Source organism: Neobacillus cucumis (assembly GCF_023715505.1).
This window is the reverse complement of sequence record NZ_JAMBOH010000010.1, coordinates 170091-190982: the sequence shown is the minus strand read 5'-3', so window position 1 is coordinate 190982 and position 20892 is coordinate 170091. Positions and strand designations below refer to the sequence as shown.

Annotated in this window: 19 protein-coding genes; 7 read left to right on the top strand and 12 right to left on the bottom strand. The window is 40.4% G+C overall.

What is annotated here, in order from left to right; all coding sequences use genetic code 11:
• The first annotated feature begins 283 nt into the window (after positions 1-283).
• Positions 284-1498, top strand: coding sequence for an MFS transporter (locus M3226_RS16360; RefSeq protein WP_251566895.1), 1215 nt, complete (start codon positions 284-286; stop codon positions 1496-1498).
• Positions 1499-1589: 91 nt separating this feature from the next.
• On the top strand, positions 1590-2432 hold the full coding sequence (locus M3226_RS16355) for an aldo/keto reductase (RefSeq protein WP_251566893.1): 843 nt from the start codon (positions 1590-1592) through the stop codon (positions 2430-2432).
• A gap of 137 nt (positions 2433-2569) precedes the next feature.
• Here M3226_RS16355 and M3226_RS16350 read toward each other — a convergent pair whose 3' ends face one another.
• Both M3226_RS16350 and M3226_RS16345 read right to left on the bottom strand, forming a co-directional pair.
• On the bottom strand, positions 2570-3931 hold the full coding sequence (locus tag M3226_RS16350; protein ID WP_251566891.1) for an FAD-binding oxidoreductase: 1362 nt from the start codon (positions 3929-3931) through the stop codon (positions 2570-2572).
• 82 nt (positions 3932-4013) lie between these two features.
• Complete coding sequence (locus M3226_RS16345; protein WP_251566889.1) at positions 4014-6227, bottom strand: alpha-galactosidase; 2214 nt, start codon at positions 6225-6227, stop codon at positions 4014-4016.
• Between the two features lie 143 nt (positions 6228-6370).
• Here M3226_RS16345 and M3226_RS16340 point away from each other — a divergent pair, with 143 nt between their 5' ends.
• Entirely contained in the window at positions 6371-6979 is a 609-nt protein-coding gene (locus M3226_RS16340) for a DedA family protein (protein ID WP_098532382.1), read from the top strand.
• A gap of 38 nt (positions 6980-7017) precedes the next feature.
• Here the strand turns inward: M3226_RS16340 and M3226_RS16335 are convergent, their stop codons facing one another.
• Together M3226_RS16335 and M3226_RS16330 are read right to left on the bottom strand one after the other, a co-directional pair.
• On the bottom strand, positions 7018-7761 hold the full coding sequence (locus M3226_RS16335; protein ID WP_251566887.1) for a TPM domain-containing protein: 744 nt from the start codon (positions 7759-7761) through the stop codon (positions 7018-7020).
• Positions 7761-8336, bottom strand: a complete 576-nt coding sequence (locus M3226_RS16330) for a LemA family protein (protein WP_251566884.1) — start codon at positions 8334-8336, stop codon at positions 7761-7763. Before M3226_RS16330 ends, M3226_RS16335 begins: the two co-directional genes overlap by 1 nt.
• Positions 8337-8804: 468 nt before the next feature.
• On the opposite strand from M3226_RS16330, the gene M3226_RS16325 reads away from it, so the two are divergent.
• On the top strand, positions 8805-9086 hold the full coding sequence (locus M3226_RS16325; protein ID WP_251566882.1) for a YggT family protein: 282 nt from the start codon (positions 8805-8807) through the stop codon (positions 9084-9086).
• Positions 9087-9200: 114 nt separating this feature from the next.
• Here the strand turns inward: M3226_RS16325 and M3226_RS16320 are convergent, their stop codons facing one another.
• The 7 genes from M3226_RS16320 to M3226_RS16290 all read right to left on the bottom strand — a co-directional run bounded on the left by M3226_RS16320 (position 9201) and on the right by M3226_RS16290 (position 17359).
• Positions 9201-10181 carry a 2-hydroxyacid dehydrogenase gene (locus tag M3226_RS16320; protein ID WP_251566880.1) on the bottom strand — a complete coding sequence of 327 codons (981 nt, stop codon included), beginning with the start codon at positions 10179-10181 and terminating at the stop codon, positions 9201-9203.
• Positions 10182-10338: 157 nt separating this feature from the next.
• Positions 10339-11670, bottom strand: coding sequence for an MFS transporter (locus tag M3226_RS16315; RefSeq protein ID WP_251566878.1), 1332 nt, complete (start codon positions 11668-11670; stop codon positions 10339-10341).
• An 87-nt stretch (positions 11671-11757) separates the two neighbouring features.
• The gene (locus M3226_RS16310; RefSeq protein WP_251566876.1) at positions 11758-13293 is read right to left on the bottom strand and encodes a xylulokinase; all 1536 of its coding nucleotides are present in this window, start codon (positions 13291-13293) and stop codon (positions 11758-11760) included.
• Positions 13294-13306: 13 nt separating this feature from the next.
• Positions 13307-14131: a class I fructose-bisphosphate aldolase gene (locus M3226_RS16305; protein WP_251566874.1), complete on the bottom strand. Its 825-nt coding sequence runs from the start codon at positions 14129-14131 to the stop codon at positions 13307-13309.
• Positions 14132-14166: 35 nt separating this feature from the next.
• On the bottom strand, positions 14167-15204 hold the full coding sequence (locus M3226_RS16300) for a zinc-dependent dehydrogenase (RefSeq protein WP_251566872.1): 1038 nt from the start codon (positions 15202-15204) through the stop codon (positions 14167-14169).
• A 312-nt stretch (positions 15205-15516) separates the two neighbouring features.
• On the bottom strand, positions 15517-16383 hold the full coding sequence (locus M3226_RS16295) for a MurR/RpiR family transcriptional regulator (protein WP_251566870.1): 867 nt from the start codon (positions 16381-16383) through the stop codon (positions 15517-15519).
• A gap of 220 nt (positions 16384-16603) precedes the next feature.
• Positions 16604-17359, bottom strand: a complete 756-nt coding sequence (locus M3226_RS16290; RefSeq protein ID WP_251566868.1) for an NRDE family protein — start codon at positions 17357-17359, stop codon at positions 16604-16606.
• Between the two features lie 241 nt (positions 17360-17600).
• Here M3226_RS16290 and M3226_RS16285 point away from each other — a divergent pair, with 241 nt between their 5' ends.
• On the top strand, positions 17601-17831 hold the full coding sequence (locus M3226_RS16285; protein ID WP_251566866.1) for a hypothetical protein: 231 nt from the start codon (positions 17601-17603) through the stop codon (positions 17829-17831).
• A gap of 73 nt (positions 17832-17904) precedes the next feature.
• On the opposite strand, the gene M3226_RS16280 is transcribed toward M3226_RS16285, so the two are convergent.
• Complete coding sequence (locus tag M3226_RS16280) at positions 17905-18750, bottom strand: VOC family protein (protein WP_374110616.1); 846 nt, start codon at positions 18748-18750, stop codon at positions 17905-17907.
• 264 nt (positions 18751-19014) lie between these two features.
• Here M3226_RS16280 and M3226_RS16275 point away from each other — a divergent pair, with 264 nt between their 5' ends.
• Positions 19015-20322, top strand: coding sequence for a UDP-glucose dehydrogenase family protein (locus M3226_RS16275; protein ID WP_251566862.1), 1308 nt, complete (start codon positions 19015-19017; stop codon positions 20320-20322).
• A 22-nt stretch (positions 20323-20344) separates the two neighbouring features.
• Complete coding sequence (locus tag M3226_RS16270) at positions 20345-20875, top strand: phosphatase PAP2 family protein (RefSeq protein WP_374110615.1); 531 nt, start codon at positions 20345-20347, stop codon at positions 20873-20875.
• Positions 20876-20892: the final 17 nt, after the last annotated feature.

Below are 20892 nucleotides of genomic sequence, written 5' to 3'. Positions count from 1 at the left end.
GAATTACGTATTTTCCATTTTCCACCAACGACCTCTAATGTCGCTTCAACCATATATTATATTTCTTTTTCTTCATCTCTAACTCCTCCATTTTAATAGGTACTAAAAAGTATCTACCGCACCTCGAAGTATCTATAGCACTTTGAAGTGCGTACTTTTCATCCACAATTGTATATCCCATAATAACATTTGCCGGTTGAAATATCCCATCATAATTCTTTTTATAGTTTTGCTTTTGCAAATCATTCATGCAATAGAACCATTTTTAGGAGGAGAGAAACAAATGACTATAGATAAAAAAAGAAGTACCTTCGCTCTATTAGCATTAGCTGTTAGTGCTTTTGCCATCGGAACAACGGAATTTATTAGTGTAGGGCTGCTGCCGCTCATAGCAAAGGATTTACAAATATCTGTTACAACTGCCGGCTTAACTGTTTCTTTATATGCCTTAGGAGTAACTTTCGGGGCTCCTATTCTGACGTCCCTCACATCTAGGATGTCACGTAAATCCTTGTTACTATGGATCATGATTATTTTTATCATCGGCAATGGGTTGGCGGCAGGCGCAGCTAGCATTTGTGTTTTATTAGCTGCCCGTGTGATTTCTGCCTTTTCACATGGTGTCTTTATGTCGATTGGATCAACGATTGCTGCAGATTTAGTCCCTGAAAACCGAAGGGCTAGTGCAATATCGATTATGTTTTCAGGACTTACAGTGGCAACTGTTACTGGGGTTCCTTTTGGTACCTTCATCGGCCAGCAATTCGGCTGGAGGATGGCGTTCGTTATCATTGTCGCAGTCGGCGTGATTGCTTTCTTTGCTAACAGTATCCTTGTTCCGTCTGATTTACGAAAAGGGGTTCAGACAACGTTCCACGACCAGTTTAAATTGGTAACCAATGGTCGCTTATTGCTTCTATTTATTATTACTGCGCTTGGTTATGGAGGAACATTCGTAGTGTTTACGTACCTATCCCCTATTTTGCAGGATATTACGGGATTTAAGGAAAGCACCGTTGCCGTGATATTACTTGTTTATGGTATCGCGATTGCCATCGGAAATATGGTGGGCGGCAAATTATCTAACCAAAATCCTATTAAGGCGTTATTTTATATGTTTATCTTCCAAGCTGTCGTCTTATTTGCTTTTGTTTTTACCGCTCCACATAAAATAGCAGGCTTAATCACTATCTTTTTCATGGGCCTGCTGGCATTTATGAATGTACCTGGATTACAAGTTTACGTCGTTATGTTAGCAGAAAGGTTTGTCCCTGCTGCAGTTGATGTAGCGTCTTCAATTAATATTGCTGCGTTTAATGCCGGTATTGCGATGGGATCCTACTTTGGCGGCGTGATTACCAACTCGATTGGATTAATTCACACCTCTTGGATTGGAGCATTAATGGTCCTAGGAGCGGTCGTTCTTACGGGCTGGAGCTGGAGGCTTGAAAGGAAAGACCGTAAAAAAGCCGGTATTAAGATTGAAAAAGTAATTTAATTTCACCCCTTTGTTTTCATAGTAGGCGCGGGGGGATAGTGTAATAGCCCCCTGCCTTTTTATAAAAGAATTAATCTGGAGGATGATTATAATGGTTAACAACTTACAAGACACAACTACACTTATCAATGGAGTAAAAATGCCTTGGTTTGGACTTGGAGTATTTAAAATAGAAGAAGGGCCAGAACTAGTCAATGCAGTAAAGTTTGCCATAAAACATGGATATCGCAGTATTGATACAGCTGCCATCTATCAAAACGAAGAAGGAGTAGGACAAGCGATTCGAGAAGGAATCAAAGAAGCGGGTATTTCCAGAGAAGACCTTTTTGTTACATCAAAGGTCTGGAATAGTGACTTAGGCTATGAAGCAACTCTAGAAGCATATGAAACAAGCTTAAAGAAATTAGGGTTAGACTATTTAGATTTATATTTAATTCATTGGCCTGTAGAAGGAAAATATAAAGAGGCGTGGCGGGCTTTGGAAACTCTCTATAAAGAAGGCAGAGTAAAAGCCATTGGCGTAAGCAACTTCCAAGTCCATCATCTGGAGAATTTAATGAAAGAGGCCGAAATCAAGCCAATGATCAATCAAGTGGAATTCCATCCCCGTTTAACACAAAAAGAAATCCAAACTTTTTGCCAGGAACATGGAATCCAAATGGAAGCATGGTCACCATTAATGCAAGGGGAGCTATTAGACCAGCCGGTAATCAAAGAAATTGCTAATAAGTATAACAAGTCAACAGCACAAGTTATTTTACGTTGGGATCTCCAGAATGGGATCGTCACCATTCCAAAATCAACAAAAGAACATCGCATCATCGAAAACGCCGCTATATTCGACTTCGAGCTAACCAAAGCCGAAATGGAACAAATTGATGATCTGAACCAAAACCATCGCGTCGGCCCAGACCCCGACAACTTCGACTTCTAAACAACACAAAAGGGTTGGTAATGATGATGCCTTTTCACCATTACCAACCCTTTCATTGTGTTAATCTACTTATTGGTGCCTGTCACCCATTATATCCTTAACACCTTATTTAACCATTTATCGGTGCCTGTCACCCTTTAGAATATTTTCCCTGGGTTTAGGATGTTTTTGGGGTCGAGGTTGTTTTTGATGGTTTTCATGATAGGGATGATGTCTCCGTGTTCTTCTTGTAGGAACGCCTTTTTGCCAAGTCCGATTCCATGCTCCCCGGTGCAGGTCCCCCCTTTTGCTAAAGCATACGAGACAATCTGATGATGAACAGCTTCGACCACTTCCAACTCTTCTTCACTGTTCGGATCAATCGGCAAGCAGGCATGATAATTGCCATCACCGACATGTCCTAAAACAGCTCCCTCTAAACCATTTCTCTCGATCACTTCCCTGGTCTGCTTTAAAGCCCCAGCAAGTTGTGATAACGGGACGCAGACATCAGTAAACATTAAGATTTTTCCAGGATTAGCGGCCTGAATAGCAAAAGCTGCATGGTGCCTTGCCTCCCATAATTGTGCCCTTCTTAGCGAGTCATTCTCAAATTCAAAAGAAACACATTGGTCATCCTTTAGAATTTCTTCCATTACTTCCACACTATATGTAACTTCCGGTTCATTTCCGCTAAACTCCAAGAAAAGAGTCGGCTCCTCACGGTAATCTGTAGTCTTAAACACATTAACTGCTTGAATTGTTTTTTCATCAACTAACTCAATTTTCCCGATTGCCAGTCCTGCCTTTAAGAGAATAGCAGCGGCATTTCCAGCAGCTTCAATCGAGGGAAACGTGGCTTTTACAGCAGACACAGTCTCTGGAATCCCCCTCAGCTTTAAAGTAATCTCCGTAAAAATGCCCAGTGTCCCTTCTGATCCTATTAACAATCCCATTAAATTATAGCCCGCCGAAGATTTAAAAGAATTTCCTCCGGTTCGAACGATGGATCCGTCTGCTAAAACCACCTCTAAGCCGAGGACCTGATCACGCATCACTCCGTATTTCACGCTGTTAGTACCGCTGGCATTCGTGGCCGCCATACCGCCGATCGAAGCATCTGCGCCTGGGTCCGTCGGAAAAAACAACCCATGTTTTTTCAGAGCTTGATTGAGCTGATTTCTTGTGACCCCAGGCTGTACGATCACTTGAAAGTCATCAGGCCGGATGGATAAAATTTGATTCATCAAACTGAAATTAAGACTGATGCCACCGTATACCGGAATTATATGTCCTTCTAAGCTCGTCCCCGCCCCGTAGGGCACGAGGGGAATGGAATGCTCACTAGCAAATTGCACAATCCTGCTTATTTCCTCTTTTGACTTAGGAAACACAACTGCATCCGGACAGGATGGTGTATGATATGCTTCCCCTTTACTGTGCTGTTCTAATATCGTTTCATTGATTGAAACACGCTCACTATCTCCGACAATCGCTAACAATTCATCATTAAGATTCACCTAAGTCCCCTCCATAACACTGAAACTAGTACACTTCTTACTAAACATTTTAAACGTGGAGGAACTTAATTTATAGTTAATATTAAAAATTTTCACTCTTTTCTTTAAAATCAACGGATTTTAAATGATAGATTTCAGAGAAAAAGTCTGTTTTGATTAACGGCAGGTTAAGCCCAATTTTCATTAACTCATCTCCATAAAAGACCTGGCCACTTTCGTTTAATTTGTATCTAAACTGCGGATTTAGTCCGCGTAATTTCATTCGCAGGAAAGGGGGATTCGGTGTTGCTAGCGTCTTATAGTAAAATACCACCGCTTGCCTTTGACCGCGTCCTACATACATCCAAGCGGTATTCATCCCCTCAAAGGGGCTCCACAGCCGATAAAGATCACCAAAAAGGACGATTTCTTTTATTTGATGATATAGCTGAATTTCCCGCCCGGCTAGCTCTTTGTCTTCCTTGCTAAGTTTATCAATATTTAATTCAAACCCAAGATTGGCCGCCATGGCGACATGGCATCTCATCTCTAATGGTGTCATTCTGCCAGTCTGATGATTCGGGATATCTGAAACATGAGCTCCCATCGTAATAGCCGGATAAACTATACTCGTTCCATATTGAATTTTCAGCCTTTCGACCGCATCCGTATCATCACTCGTCCAGGTCTGCGGCATATAATACAGCATCGCCAAGTCAAAGCGGCCGCCCCCGCCCGAGCAGCTTTCAAACAAAACTTCCGGGAAGCGCTCGGTTAAAACTTCTAAAACCCGATACAACCCCAGCATATATCGATGGGCCGTCTCCTTCTGTCTTTCTGAAGGCAATAATGCAGATCCCACCTCCGTCATATTCCGATTCATATCCCATTTTACATAGCGAATTGGGGCACTCTGAAATAGATTCGAGAGCGTTTCTATTAGCCAATCACACACATCATCCCTGCTTAAATCTAGAACAAGCTGATTTCTCGAAAGTGTCCGGTTCCTCCCTGGAACATGCAGACACCAATCTGGATGCCTGCGATACAAATCGCTATCGGGAGAGACCATTTCTGGCTCCACCCACAAGCCGAATTGCATCCCTTTAGCATTGATATAACTAGCTAATCCGTTCAATCCATTAGGAAGTTTTTCCCTATTAACAAACCAATCTCCAAGCGAACTCTTTGCATTATCTCGACGGCCAAACCAGCCATCATCTAAAACAAACAGCTCAATGCCCAGTTCCTTAGCGGTGTCAGCGAGATCTCTTAACTTTTTTTCAGTAAAATGAAAGTAGGTTGCCTCCCAATTATTTATGAGGATTGGCCTTGTCCTGTCACGATAAACTCCGCGGCAAACCCGGCTTCGAATGATTTTATGAAAAATCCTCGACATTCCGCCCAATCCTTCTGAGGAATAGACCATCAGAGCCTCCGGTGTCTGAAAAATTTCACCTGGCTTCAACAGCCAAGAAAAATTTAATGGATTAACTCCCATATTGATCCGGGTTATCTCAAAGGGGTCCACCTCAATGGAAGCCTCGAAATTCCCGCTGTAAACCAAACTAATCCCGTAAACATCCCCATACTCCTCGGTTGCATCCTTTGATACTAAGGCTAGAAAGGGATTATGCTGATGACTGCTCGCACCCCTTGCGGAAGAAATCGATTGAACACCGTGGATCAGCGCTCTCCGTTCAATTTGGCGTTCCCGTGCCCAAGTTCCTTGAAGGTGAAGCCAGTCCCACTTCGAGTTATGGAAGTCAACCGACATGCTCATGCTTTTTTCTATCTTCACCTCACGGCTGCCTAGGTTTTCAAACGAGACCGACCTCGTGATCACATCAAAATCTCGGTAAATCGTATAATGAAGGTTAAGACCGATGCCAAGAATGGAATCCACCAATGTTACGACCAGCGTGTCCGCCTCATCATCATCCTCTACATAGACCATCGGCAGCCCATTCAAACGGGGCTTTCCTTTAAAAATCGCATAGGAATCATATACAAATTCAGTTACTGTTGACCCATCAGAACTCTGAAGCTGATAAGCCGGCGTTCGGAAGTCTCCATTTCCAAAGGCGGGATATTCCTGCGGCAGGGTATCAAGCGAAAACCGGGGGTCAGCAGGTTCATTCATCGGCGAAAAGGCTCTTCCTTTTAATGGAAGAATGGCTAATGGCTGGAGCAGTTGGACCCTACTCCCCCAATATAAATGCGCTAAATACTTTCCATGGACAAGCTGCATCATGTAACTGATTCTGCCATTATATAAATGAAATAACTTCTGTTCTTCATTCCATTCAATCGGCATGACATCCACTCCTAAAATGACATTTACTTCACTATATTCGCGGTTGAAGTGGAAAATGGTGTCAGGTCATACATAAAAGTGAAAATTTTTGATGATAATATCTAATAGCTAAATTTTTAGAATTAAATTTAGGAAGTGCAGCGATGGATTATTTAAATCATCTTCTTGAACACTTTGGCTATCTGGGGATTATTTTTGCTTTAATTGGCGGTATCATTGGCCTGCCAATTCCTGATGAAGTTCTTCTTACTTATGTGGGTTATAATGTTTTCGCCGGAAAATTGGCGTACCTGCCATCACTCCTATGTGCCTATTTCGGGGCAAGCAGCGGGATTACGCTTAGCTTTATTTTAGGCATTGTGTTAGGAGCGCCGTTTTTACATAAGTTTGGCCCGAAGTTGCATATCAGTGAGGCAAAGATTGATCGCACGAAGAAATTATTCAATAGATTTGGCCCGTTCCTTCTCGTTATTGGTTTTTTTATTCCAGGCGTTCGGCATATTACCGCCTATCTCGCTGGAATTAACAATTATTCTTATAAAAAGTTTGCCCTGTTCGCTTATTTAGGAGCACTACTTTGGTGCTTTACCTTTATCACTTTAGGCAGATTGCTTGGTGGAAACTGGGTATATGTTGGAACATACTTTTCTAGGTATAGTATCTATATTATTGCCTTTTTCCTAATAGGTCTGTTTATTTTGTACACCTATAAAAGGAAAAGAAAAGTATTGAAAAATGCTTCATATGATTGAAAAAGTTGCTCTCGAACCAGAGCATCTTTTTTCTGTTATTACCAGCCTCGGCTTGCACCACCGCCGCCAGAGGAACCACCTCCGCCTCCTCGCGACCCTCCACCGCCACCGCCTCGTCCACCACCACGGGATAGAATGGAGAGGAGTAAGTAGGTAAGGGTGCCTCCAAAAAATTTAAAGTCAAGGAAGACGACAACCAATACAATGATAATAATCAGCCAGGATGGGATTCCAATCCCTTCATCCTTTGGCGCCGTTTTTTGTCCACTCTCACCGTTATATTCGGCCATGACTTCTTTGGCAAGTGCTTTGTAAGTTTCCGTTACGGCTTGGTTGGGCTGGTTATTTTTTAAAAAAGGTATAGCATATTGATCTAAGATTCGGCCGGCTTTCGCATCAGGAATCCTTCCTTCGAGGCCATACCCAACCTCAATCCGGATTTTGTGTTCCTTCATCGATAAAACAAGGAGGACGCCATTATCCTCTTTCTTGCTTCCAATTCCGTATTGGCGAAATGCCTCATTCGCATATTCTTCAATCGTTCTGTCACCAATACTATCAACCGTCAATACAGCAACCTGTGCGGTTGTCTGATCTTCAATGTTTCTGCCTAAGTTGATTAGTTCTGCCCTTTCTGTTTCGTTTAGGACATGAGCAAAATCTTGTACATAGATATCTCCGACAGGAGCAGGTATTTGGACATCCTCAGCAAGTGCACGGGCTGTACACAGAAATAATGTGGTAAAAACCAATAGAAGGCTGAAGATCCGTTTCGCTTTCATTACCCGTTGCCTCCAAAGTCAACTTTGGGAGCTTCTTGGGCTTGTGGGTCTGCTTTGAAGTATTCTTTTTCATCAAACCCGCCGATTCCTACAATAATCGAGCCCGGGAATCTTTTTACTTTTTTATTGAATTCCGCTACTTGTTCATTGTAATCCTTTCGTGCAACAGCAATTCTGTTTTCGGTTCCAGACAGTTCATCCATTAGCTGGGTAAATTGCTGGTCTGCCTTAAGGTTAGGGTAGTTTTCAACGACGACGAGCAAGCGGCTTAGTGCACCGGATAATTGATCGTTAGCGGTTGCTTCTTCTTCGGGGGTTTTTGCTCCGGCAAGCTTTGCACGTGCATCTGAGATGGAGGCAATGACATCTTTTTCATGTGCTGCATAGCCTTTTACGGTATTGACTAAGTTTGGGATTAAATCAAGCCTTCGTTGGAGTTGATTTTCGATTTGAGCATGTGATTGATTCACGTCTTCTTCTAGATTGACAAAGCTATTATAGCTGGACATAAACATGAGCCCAAAGATAACAATGACAGCGACCACAATTCCTAATCCTAACCAGCCTTTTTTCAATCTAATCACGTCCTTTCTCACTTATAGTATATATCACTTGGTAAATAAGTTCCCTATTTAAGCTATTTAAAAACTTACCTATAAATTCAGTTAATTAAACGTTTGATTAGTTTTTTAATTTGGCAGATAATTGTTGGTCTATTAACGTTTTCTAAGATTTAATTAAACGTTTGATTAGTTTTGCTGCTGAATTAATTAAACGTTTGATTAATTTTTTCAGTCGCCAACCCAATCGAATTTAAGAATTTGTTAAGTTCCCTATGGCATAATAAAACCAATGAAAAACCTTTGTAATTAACCCCAACTCATTAATGGTTTAATTAATTTTTATCTATGAGAGATTTCCGAATAAAAAAGCTTTTTAAGTCAATCAGAATTATGAAACCTTTAGTGGGCTTAGCCGTATATATATGTATCTTTACGAATTTTGCACCTACAATAAAACTATAAAAGACGGGGAGATATAAATTGGGATTATACATTTTACAAATTGGACAGTATGCTTTTGAAATTTATTATTGGCTTATCTTAATATCGATTTTTGGGTCCTGGTTTCCAAAATTTCAATCCACAAAGATTGGGATGTGGATCTCAAAGCTCGTCGAACCATATTTAGGCTTCTTTAGGCGGTTCATCCCCCCACTTGGGCCTATTGATATTTCACCAATTATCGCTATATTCGTTTTTAGATATATAACAGGATTTGCTCTAGAAGGACTGCGACAGTCATTGAATGTAATTGGTGTGTGATTTTCTCTAACCTACATTAAAAAAACCCGAATAAGGTGCACTAATTAAAGAAGTGATCCTTATTCGGGTTTTTTATTCACTTATTTAAAGAATCTACTTATTCATTAACAGTTTTCACAAGATTTCTTTATACTGCTGTACCGGGGTAATTGGTTCTTCACCATTTAATACTTTCACCATATTATCAACTGCAAGATTAGCCATCCTCATTCTTGTTTTGACACTTGCACTTCCAATGTGAGGCAGGGTAACGACATTGGATAAGGATAACAATGGATGATCCATTGCTACTGGTTCTTGTTCAAAGACATCTAACCCGGCACCCCAAATATCACCATTCCTCAACGCTTCATATAATGCTTCCTCGTCTACGATCCCACCTCTTGCAGTGTTGATGAGGATGGCATTCGGTTTCATCAGAGACAATTCCTCTTTACCAATTAGATGATGTACCTCCGCACTATATGGAAGCATGAGGCATACATAATCTGATTGCCGCAATAAATCCTCTAATTCTACGTAGTGAATACCTAGCTCACATTCTTTATCTTGCTTTCGTGAACGATTATAATAAAGAACATTCATATCAAATCCCTTTGCCCGCTTGACGAGGGCCTCTCCAATTCTCCCTAACCCAATAATCCCTATTGTAGCTCCATATATATCTTGTCCAGTAAGCTGCATCAAGGACCATGCACCCCACTCGCCGTTGCGCAAGACATTGGAAGCATTTACAACTCTTCGGGCAGCTGCCATTAAAAGCGCAAACGTTAAATCGGCCGTGGTTTCCGTAAGGACGCCAGGCGTGTTGGTTACAATAATCCCCTTTCTTGCTGCTGCTTGAAGGTCGATATTGTTATATCCTACCGCTACGTTACTAATTATCTTTAAATGCTTGGCCCTAGCTATGACTTCTTCATCTATCTTTTCTGTCAATAAACAAATAAGACCGTCGATATTTTCTATTTCCTTCATTAAAATTTCCCTTGGGACAGGGATATTTTCTTCTCCCCACATTCTCACATGAAAATAATGAGAAAGTTTATCAATTATTTCCTCGGGCAGCTTTCTTGTAATATACACGGTACTTTTCAACTAAATCCCCACCTTTTTATTGGAAATATTTCCTTAACACGGGTTGTAAATTCAAAATAAAAAAGGGCACTGGATAATTCCCATGCCCTATGTGATTGCTGTCTTATATTGAAAACGTTTATGTTTATTAGTTAAGCTTTTAAAAAATCCGCAACTATTAATCTTGTGCAGGTTCTTTTAAGGTCGTGATAATTATGAAACCAAGTACTAACAATACTGCAAAGAATCCAAAAGCAATATTGTAATTACCTGTTGCATCAAGAATTGCACCAACGATCATCGGAGAAAAGAATCCACCAAGGTTTCCACCACTGTTGACTGTAGCAATAGCAACTGGGAAAGTATTTCTGTTAGTTAACCCCATTGGATAAGCGGTAAATGCAGGCCAGCCAATGTTAAGGAAGAAACCTGCCAATCCTAAGCTAAGAGATACAAGTGTTGCGTTGTCTGGGATATTAATAACGACCAGCATCATAATGGCTGTAGCGATAGCAGTAATTAACATCGTTGGTTTACGCCTTTTTAAAAATACTTTGTCAGAGATAACGCCGCCTAAAAGCGCGCCAATTAATCCTCCAATTGCAGGGGTCGATGCAACAAATCCCATTTTCATAAAAGAGTAGCCTTTTGCATTAACCAAATACATAGGAACCCATGTCAACATGCCATATAATACACTGTTCATTAAGAAATAAGTAAGCGTATTACCCCAAATGTTCCAAGAAGTAAAAACTTTTTTAGGAGTATTAATTATTTCAATTTTCTGATATCTAATCGCCTTATCAAGCCAGCCAAGTGATCTTTGTTCCCCACTTGCTTCAACCCTAACTTCCTCTTGGCGAATATATTCTAACTCAGCTTTTGATACCTTTGAGCTGTCTTCAGGCTTAGTTCGAACTACTAAGTACCAAACAAGAGCAATAACTAAACCAGGGATGGCAAACCAGTAAAACACATAACGCCAACCGAATGACATGGCAATCGCAGCCGCGATAATTGGTACAAAGATTGGAGCAAGCTGTGTGGAAGCAATATAAATACCTGTTGCAGTCGCTTTTTCTTTTGCTGGGAACCAATGGTTAATCGTAGTTGACATACTTACCGGTACAGGACCCTCTGTCAAACCTAATAGTAAACGAAGTAAAATCAAAAGTGCAGCACCAGAAACTGTTCCGAGTAAGAAGGTAACCACCGAAAAAGCAATAACAGCAAGAGCTACTACTCCACGAGTTCCTTTTTTGCCAAGTAAAAACCCTGCTGGAATCTGCGAACAGGCATATCCTAAGAAGAAGAAACTTGAGATCGCCCCTGCCTGGAAATTGTTAAGAGCAAAATCCTCTTTAATAAACGGGAGGACTACACCGATATTCGTACGGTCTGCATAACAAACAATGTATACCAAAAAAATAAGCGAAAGAACTAACCAACGATAGCCTGTCTTTTTCTTTAGTGCAAGACCTGCACTGATCTTAGATTCAGGTAAAGACATACCATATCCCCCGTTCGATTAAAAATATTTTTTTAATATCACTTCAGAAAAAGTTTCTCCTCTAACTGTAAGGGTTTTCATTTTTTATTAAATAATAACCGCTTGATCCACCTCAATTTTTTCGCCCGTCTCAGAGCTTCGCCTAGCACTCAAGGCAAAAAATGATTTTAAAGAAGGATATAACTCATTAAACACTTTATATAATTCGTCATATTTTCTTAGTTGACTCTGCTGTGGCTTTAGTGTGTAAATTGTGTTGTTACAAATTTCTTTTGCGGCATATTCCAAAGAAGAAAAATAACCAATAACAGTTCCTGCAAGTAAACAAGTTCCTAATACACCGGTCTCGGAAACATCTTTAATATGAACGCTTTTGTTCAATACATTGGCTTTGATTTGGGCCCATTCTCGATTTTTCGCCCCTCCGCCAATAGATTGGTAGCTTTCCACTTGAAGCTGATACTTTGTTTCAATAATTTCGTTAATTTGCTTTAGTCCAAAAGAGCATCCTTCTAACACAGCACGAAACATATCTGCTTTCGTTGTGTTTAAATGAATTCCGGCAAATACTCCTCTAGCATTTGGATCCCAAATGGGCGCACGTTCCCCTTGCATATATGGCAGAAAAAAAACACCGCCTGCACCAGGAATTGACTGTTTGCATAAATCCTCCAAAACTGCCTTCGAATGTCCTTCCGGCTTCAAAAATTGCTCATAGAACCAATGAATGGCTGCACCAGGAAACGACATCGCTCCATGAGATAACCAGCGATTTTTTATAACATGGCATCTATTTAAGAAACGCTTATCCAAAAGCTCAGGCTGATCAGTACAAACCGTAAAGACATTAGATGTCCCTACTGATTCAAACATTTCATTGACCCCAATACCGAGCGCTGCTGCTGAGCATGCTGTGTCCGCTGCACCGGCAACTACGGGAATACGAATGGATGTTAGGATCGGATGCATATATTCCCCAATAATTGAACAAGGATTTACAACATCAGGAAGCTTATCACGGTCGATGCCAACTTTCTCATAAATATCTGTCGACCATTGATAGTTTTCTACATCATAAATGCCCGTGAAGGAGCTTTGCGTCCAATCCATCACAAAGTTTCCTGTTAATTTGTGTAAAATGAAAGTAGAAAGGTTCCCCCATTTATAGGTTTGGGCATACAGCTCTGGGTGATGGTTTTTGAACCACAAATGAGTTGTTACCGTATACATTCCGGGCTCTAACCGGTTTTTCGTCACTTTGAACAATAGTTCTTCGCTGACTTGATTTTTGATCAGGTCCGCTTCCTCTTTACTTCTTTGGTCTAAATACAAAATCCCTGGATAAAGTGGCTCGCCCTTTGCATCTAAAAAGACCGAACTATTACAAAAAGTAGAAAGAGAGATTGCATCTACCTTGCCCGCATCCTCTACCTGCTGCCATACATTTAAAAGTAATGTTTTAACTTTATTCCAAATGTCCTCTAGATCAATTTCTACCCAGCCCATTTTAGGGTAAAGAAGAGAATAGGGCTCATATTCAAGAAACCCTAATTCTCCTTCTCTATTCATTGCTCCAACTTTAATTCCACTTGTCCCAATATCTATTCCAATAATGTGAGACATGACTCATCACCCTCTATACAGTTACTGGTGAATTCATTAATTCGTTATAAAGCTCCAGTGTTTCTTTTACTGTTCCTTTATTATGGATAATGTTTTTAAACGCTGTAACAACAGCTGTTGGATTAGGATTGTTCCATACTATTCTTCCAAAGGTGATTCCAACTCCGCCAGCATCAATAACATCGTATACCATTTGGAAATAGTCTTCAATATTATTTCCGTTATCTCCACCTGCCACTACGACCTTTCCTGGTGTAGAAGCGACGACCTTAGCGAAGGTTTCTGGATTGCCAGTATACTTAGTTTTTACGATATCTACTCCAAGCTCTGCACCTGCACGAACAGCGTAAGCTACATGCTTCCAATTATTCTTGTCATCCTCTGGGATTTGATTTCCTCTTGGATAAATGTGGGCAATCATTGGCAAACCATGTGCAGCCGCTTGACCGGCAATTATTCCAAGATTTCTGAGCTGTTCTGGCTGGTCCTCTCCACCGACAATACACCCCATGGAAACAGCATCGGCTCCTAAACGGACTGCCTCATCTACTTCAGTAACCCATGCATCATAATTTGGCTGCCAAGGGGAGAACGTAGAGCATTTCAAAATAAAGCCTGTTTTTCCTGCATGCGGACGGTAACACATATCGGCAATTCCTTTATGCATGGTAATTGCATCAGGTCCACCTGCAACGATTTCATCCAACTTACGCTGGATTGGCATAAGTTCTTCAAAAATCCCCCGTGCCATTGCTTGGTCAACTGCAACTGCTAATAGTTTCCCAGACTTTTGGTTTAATAGACGATTCATACGAATTTCTTTACCTAAAAATGCCATAATAAAACACTCCTATTCTCATATTCATAGTTTTTTTATTGAGTAATAACAGTCTTCATACCATTTCCATTTTTCACATCCATGATCGCCCTCTCAATATCATCAAGAGTGTAACCAGTTGTGGTAATTACCTCAGTATTAATCTGACCAGAAGCAATCAGTGATAGTGATTTATGATAATCTGCTCTTGTTAGAGCAGATGTTCCGTTGATCGTAATTTCATTGTAATGAATGACGTTTGGATCGATTTCTGACATAACATTTTTCGTAAATCCAGCGAAAAGGTTTAATATACCACCTTTTTTTAATAGGTTCGCACTAGAGTTAACTAAGAAAGGAACGCCTATTGCCATGATGACAATATCGGCTCCCAGCCCTTCTGTTTCACTTAACACGATATCTTCTAATGATTCAATATTAGGATTTACAGCAAAGTCAGCTCCTGCAAGGAGTGCTTTTTCACGGCGATGACCAATTGGCTCACTTAAAATAACGGTACTTGCTCCTGCAATTTTCGCTAATTGAACATGCATTAATCCAATGGGTCCGCCTCCAATAACCACTACAACATCGCCCATTTTGACATTTGCCTTTCTTTGACCATTGATGCAGCAAGCAAGCGGCTCTGTAATAACGGCCTGTTCAAAGGTAAGATGATCCGGGATTTTCACTAAATTCCCTGCTTCGAGAGCTGCGCTAGGAATCCTCACATATTCCGCAAAACCACCATCGTACTCATATCCAATCGCTGTACGGTTTGCGCAGACATTTTCTCTGCCATTTAAACAGTAGTAACACTTCCTGCACGGAATAACAGGCATTACTCCCACCCGATCTCCTGCAAAAAAACCTTTCACTTGACCGCCAACTTCTTCAATTGTGCCAACAAGCTCATGACCAATGACTGAAGGAGTTCTGACACCCTTTGTCTTTTTCCCTTCAAAAATACGGACATCTGTACCACATACAGCACTGGCATTAACTCTAACAAGTACCTCATGTTCATTTATTTCCGGCTTTTTTACCTCTTCAAGCTTCAGTTCATTCGGTCCATGAAATACAGCTGCTCTCATAACTCCTTTGCTCCTTTTAGGTTAGTATGGTTCTTTATGAAGGAAATTTCCTTCATTATTTTTATAAAAAAATAGAAGATAATTTCCTCTATTCTTTTATTTAAACCAGTTTATCCATGCTAGAAGAAGATCTTAGTGAATTTTTGAGTCAAATTCACCTTTTTAGGGCACTTGACTATGCTTGCATTATAAATTGCTAAGAGTAGATATTGAATTTTCTAAAAACTTTATTTACAAACTCATCATATCACGTGATGGTAATTTCCTTCAACATTTATTTTAAAAAAAGTGAAACTTTTTTTCTGAAATCCCTTACAGTTTTTTATCTATGGTGGATTTACGTGTTTTCTGGAGGTTGCTGTAATACAATTCATATTGCTGGTTGGCAACCGCAGCAACTAAAATATCAATAATAGTTAATTGAGCAATTCTTGAAGAAATCGCATCGGTTCGAAACAATGTCTCATTTGAAGCTGTTTGCAAGACGATATCCGATATTTTCGTAATCGGCGATTTTGATGAATTTGTAATACAAATTATCGTTGCCCCCGCTTCTTTCGCTAACTTCAGAGCTGCTAAAACATCTGTGTTGGAGCCTGTATGGGAAATTCCAATCACAACATCTTGATTTGTGAGCACACTGGCTGACATAGCTTGCAAAATTGTATCGTTATACGCAAATGATTTAATCCCTAATTTTAATAGCTTGTGGTGAGCATCTAATGCTACGGTTCCGGACCCGCCTGTTCCATAAAACTCAATGAAACGGGCATTTGAAATGGCATCCACAGCCTTCCTTAGTTCCCCATCATTACAAACCTCTATAGAATCGTATAGTGCTTGAATGTTTGACTGAAATACCTTCTTTTTAATCATGACGACGTCGTCACCTTTTTCAATAACTTCATGAATCTGCTTTTCCGGGGCGATGACTTCCTTCGCCAAATTTATCTTCAAATCTTGGAATCCTTTATAACCAAGCCTTTTACATAATCGGACAACAGACGATTCACTTGTTTCACTTCTTTCAGCTACTTCCGTAATGGAAAGATGTATAATCTCGTCCTGATTTTGTTCGATAAACTCGATAATTTTTTTTTCTGAATCCCGAAGCCTTGACATGGCGGCATTTATTCTGGTGAAAAAACCTGGATTTGTATTTACGTTCAATTCGCTCATTGACGTTCCTCTACTTTCCCTTTCATATTCGTCTATTTCCTATTTTATAATAATTATTTAACAATTTTCTACTTGATTTTATTTATTTAAAACGTAAACAAGCATTTTCGTCCAACAAGAAACTGAATTCTCTCTTCGTTGAATTTAAATTTCCGATGGTAACTTCAGTCTTAATACATAAACTCCAGTCTTCTAATTAAACGTTTCATTAGTTTTAAAGTTACAGTTCAATCGTATATTGTTGGTTATTTTCGCCGTTCTTCGAAAAGACTCTTTCTATATATCGAAGCTTCGTCCCTGTCATTAACATCACCGTTGAACTTCTCGTTCCATAATGCTCACTCTCAATAAACAAGGGCGAAAGCATCCGCTCCCATTCCAATGTAAGCCCTGTACTTGGAAGAGCCTCATCCGGGGCGGGATCCGCATTTTGCAGAAGGGCAAACAACGCTTCTTCCATCCCATCGTTTTTCTCACTTATTATTCGTGCCAAACCTTCCCACCCTTTTTCCACCTTTGGCCAGCTGCTATTTAATAAATGGTTACTCACACCATATATACCTGGAGTTAGTTTTTCCAGTTTTCCGCCGACATTAGAGTAATAATATAATTCGTTCCCATCCCCTACTAATAAGTTATAGCCTGGATACAAGTGATTATGTACTTCAAGATTTTGCATATACTCTTCCATATTCCCTTTATATATCAAGGCATCAGCCACTAATTCTCCTCGTGAACGTTTTCCCTCTGTTGCTTCCTTGGGATCGCGGTAATTAGTCAATGCCGCAAAGCGCCCGCTCGTTGTCACTCCCATCCAGGTGCCCATTTTTTCTAGGTCCCGTCCGGCAAGAATATCAGGCTGATCCTCCCAGAAGTGTGCCGGGGCAGTCGGCCGTTGATAAAATTCATCACGATTTGCCGCGACAATTAGTTGATACTCCTTACGAACACGATAGGCAAACAGAATCAAACACATCACCATCACACCCTTTACAAGTAATACACTAATACTAAATAGCCTTCCCATTTCATAATTCGTCACATTCTCAACAAAAACCTTTTACAAGTACTATGACGGAATAATAGTGCCTGTCACTGTTATTACTCTAAATAAAGTAATAATGGTGACAGGCACCGCTTGAATAGTGAATGCACCGAATTATTTTTTTGGTTTAGTGGAAAATAATCTTGTTTGAAGATGAATAGGAGGTTGTTTTATGTCTGAGTTAGAGCCGATTGAATATGAAACGGGTACTGCGATTCGTGATTACGACATTATCCAAATTATCCCAACCGCGAATGGGTATGAGGTCCTGTTAGATGTTAATCTAGACAGTGGCTACTCTTTAGCGGGAACAAAAATGGAAATCACTCTTGAAGATTTACAGGGCTATGAAACCAATGAAATAGAAGAGGGCATAAAATATGCATTAGGATTTTTCTCATAAGGTTTGGTTAAATTCTAATCTATACAAAATATCCCCGGCCCTTCTTTTATAAGAGCCGGGATATTTTCTTTCTTTAAATTACTAAGCGAATTTGGTTTCCTGCAGGATCATTTGTGACGTAAAAGGTTCCTTCATTTCTTATAGGAGCACCAATTTGCTCTAGTTGTTTCCTGACTATCTCTCTTGCCTCATGATTAGGGAAGACGAGGGAATACCAATTTAAACCAGCGCTATTTTCCGGAGGTGTTGGGGCCCCTGAACCTTGCCAAGTATTGATAGCGACGTGATGGTGATACTTGCCTGACGAAAGAAATACCGCCTGCGGGTAGTAACTCACAACCTCAAAGCCAATTCCTTTTGTATAAAAATCCTTTGCTTTTTCTAAATCACCTACATGGAGATGAATATGCCCCATAATTGTTCCGGATGGAAGGCCCTTCCACTCACCCGTACCATCCGCTAGAATCCCTTCTGCATCCAACTCTTCAGTGGCCATTTCCACCAAATCGTTTTTCCAGGTCCACTCAAGAGACGGACGGTCCCGATAAACTTCAATCCCATTACCATCAGGGTCATTCAGATACAATGCCTCACTTACATAATGATCGGCTGCTCCTAGCGGGTACCCTGTCAAGATTAAGTGGCGTAAAAAGTCTCCTAAGTCGGCACGCGTTGGAAGTAATACCGCAAAATGGTACAACCCTGACATGTGCTCTTGTTTCGGAATGACATCCACTGGTTCTTCCAGCGTTAACAGGGGAGTTTGTCCGTCAGCGGTTAGAACAGCCTTCCGTTCACTTTGCTCCAATAGCTGAAGACCGATAATATTTTGATAAAACGTAACGGAATAATCTAGATTTTTTACTTTTATATTAACCTCACCGACATAAATATTTGGCCCTTGATGAAATTGATCCATGTTCATCCCATCCTTTTTTCTTTCATTAACAAAACAATGGCGTTCATTGCTACGCTAATAGGGTTTAATTCGATTTCATTAATTATTCATTTAGAACATCTTAAGTGTACCTAGTATTTATCTCGGATTCAAGTATTATAATTTAAATGCATTTTCGCCTATTAACTAAAACTAACACAGTCTTAACACTCTCTTTACACTAGGTTTAGAAAAAATCCATTATCCGCTAATACAATAGAGTAAACAAATCATTGGAGGGATTGGATGAAGGTTACGGTTGCTGGAGCAGGGTATGTAGGATTGGTCACTAGTGCTTGTTTAGCGGAGCTGGGACACGAAGTGACATGCATAGACATTCAAAAAGAGAAAATTGATATGCTGCAATGCGGACGTTCTCCCATCTATGAGCCTGGGTTAGAGTCCCTTATAGTGAAAAATTTACATAACAAACAGCTGAATTTCACCATCAATCCGTATGATGCATACTCAAAAGCTGAGCTGATTTTCATTGCAGTTGGTACCCCAGAACAACATGACGGTTCAGCAGACCTAAAATACATTCATGTGGTTGCCCATACCATCGCTCACTATATTGAGCAGGATGTCATTGTGTGCACAAAAAGTACTGTTCCAGTGGGTACGAACGAGCTCATTCAACAAATCATTGACAGCAGAAAACCTCCTAACCTTCAAGCAGAAGTAGTTGCTAATCCCGAATTTCTTCGTGAGGGTACTGGCATTATTGATTTTTTTCATGGAGACCGTATCGTGATCGGCACCAGTGACCCCAAAGTGGCAGCCTTTATGGAACAGTTTTACCAGCCTTTGCAGATCCCAATTTACAAAACGGACATCCGAAGTGCCGAAATAATTAAATATGCTTCCAATGCCTTTTTAGCAACAAAAATTAGTTTTATTAATGAGATGGCATGCATTTGTGAGAATGTCGGGGCGAACATAGAGGAAGTAGCATATGGAATCGGGCTGGACAAACGGATTGGCCCTCATTTTCTTAAAGCTGGAATTGGCTATGGCGGCGCCTGTTTTCCTAAGGATACAAAAGCACTTGCACAGCTTGGCTGGCATTTGAAACAGCCTCTCCCCCTGCTTGATGCGGTCATTCAAGTAAATAATCGTCAACAATCGCTTCCGATTGTAAAAGCAAAAGAGCTGACCGGATCATTAAAAGGGAAAAAAGTTGCCCTACTTGGATTAGCGTTTAAAGCAGATACAGATGATGTCCGTGAGTCAGCGGCTTTAACCCTTGTCAACGAACTGTCTGTGGAAGGTGCCGATATTTGTGCCTATGATCCCATTGCTATACCCAATGCTCAGAGAATATTAGGTGATACGATTACTTATAGCCAAGATATTCGAAAAGCACTCACAGACGCTGAACTTGCCATTATTGCAACAGAGTGGGAACAAATAAGACATCTTCCTTTAGAGGTCTATCTAACACATATGAAAAAACCAATAGTTATTGATGGCCGTAATTGTTATTCACTTCAGGCTGTTCAACAGTATCCGATTACGTATCGATCTGTAGGGAGACCTGACATTACAATGTAACCTTATGGAGGGGGAAGTGACCATGATGAAGATAATCCATGCAGTTTATGGATTTGAATGCCGCTTATTACAACGAGTAAATCGACATTACGATAAAAAGCTGTTAAATCTATTCTTCCGAATTATTACACAGTTTGGAGGGGCAGATATCACCATCGCAGCTTCCTTTCTTCTTATCATAATCTCTACAGGTGAACCTAGATTAACGGCTATTAGCAGCGCACTTGCATTATCGGCAAGCCATATCCCAGTCCATGTCATCAAACAGCTGTTTCCACGAAAAAGACCATATTTGATGATAGAAAGTACCAAGTTTCCGACTAATCCTTTACAGGATCATTCCTTCCCATCAGGGCATACAACGGCCATTTTTTCCGTGGTAACCCCTTATATTTTATCCATACCGCAACTTGCATTTGTACTAATTCCTTTAGGAACGTGTGTAGGGATATCTAGAATTTATTTAGGACTTCACTATCCTTCTGATATCCTTGCTGGCGGCATGCTTGGCACCCTCACCGGAGTTATTTGTTTTTGTTTGTTATGTTTGTAAGATAGGAATGTTAGGAG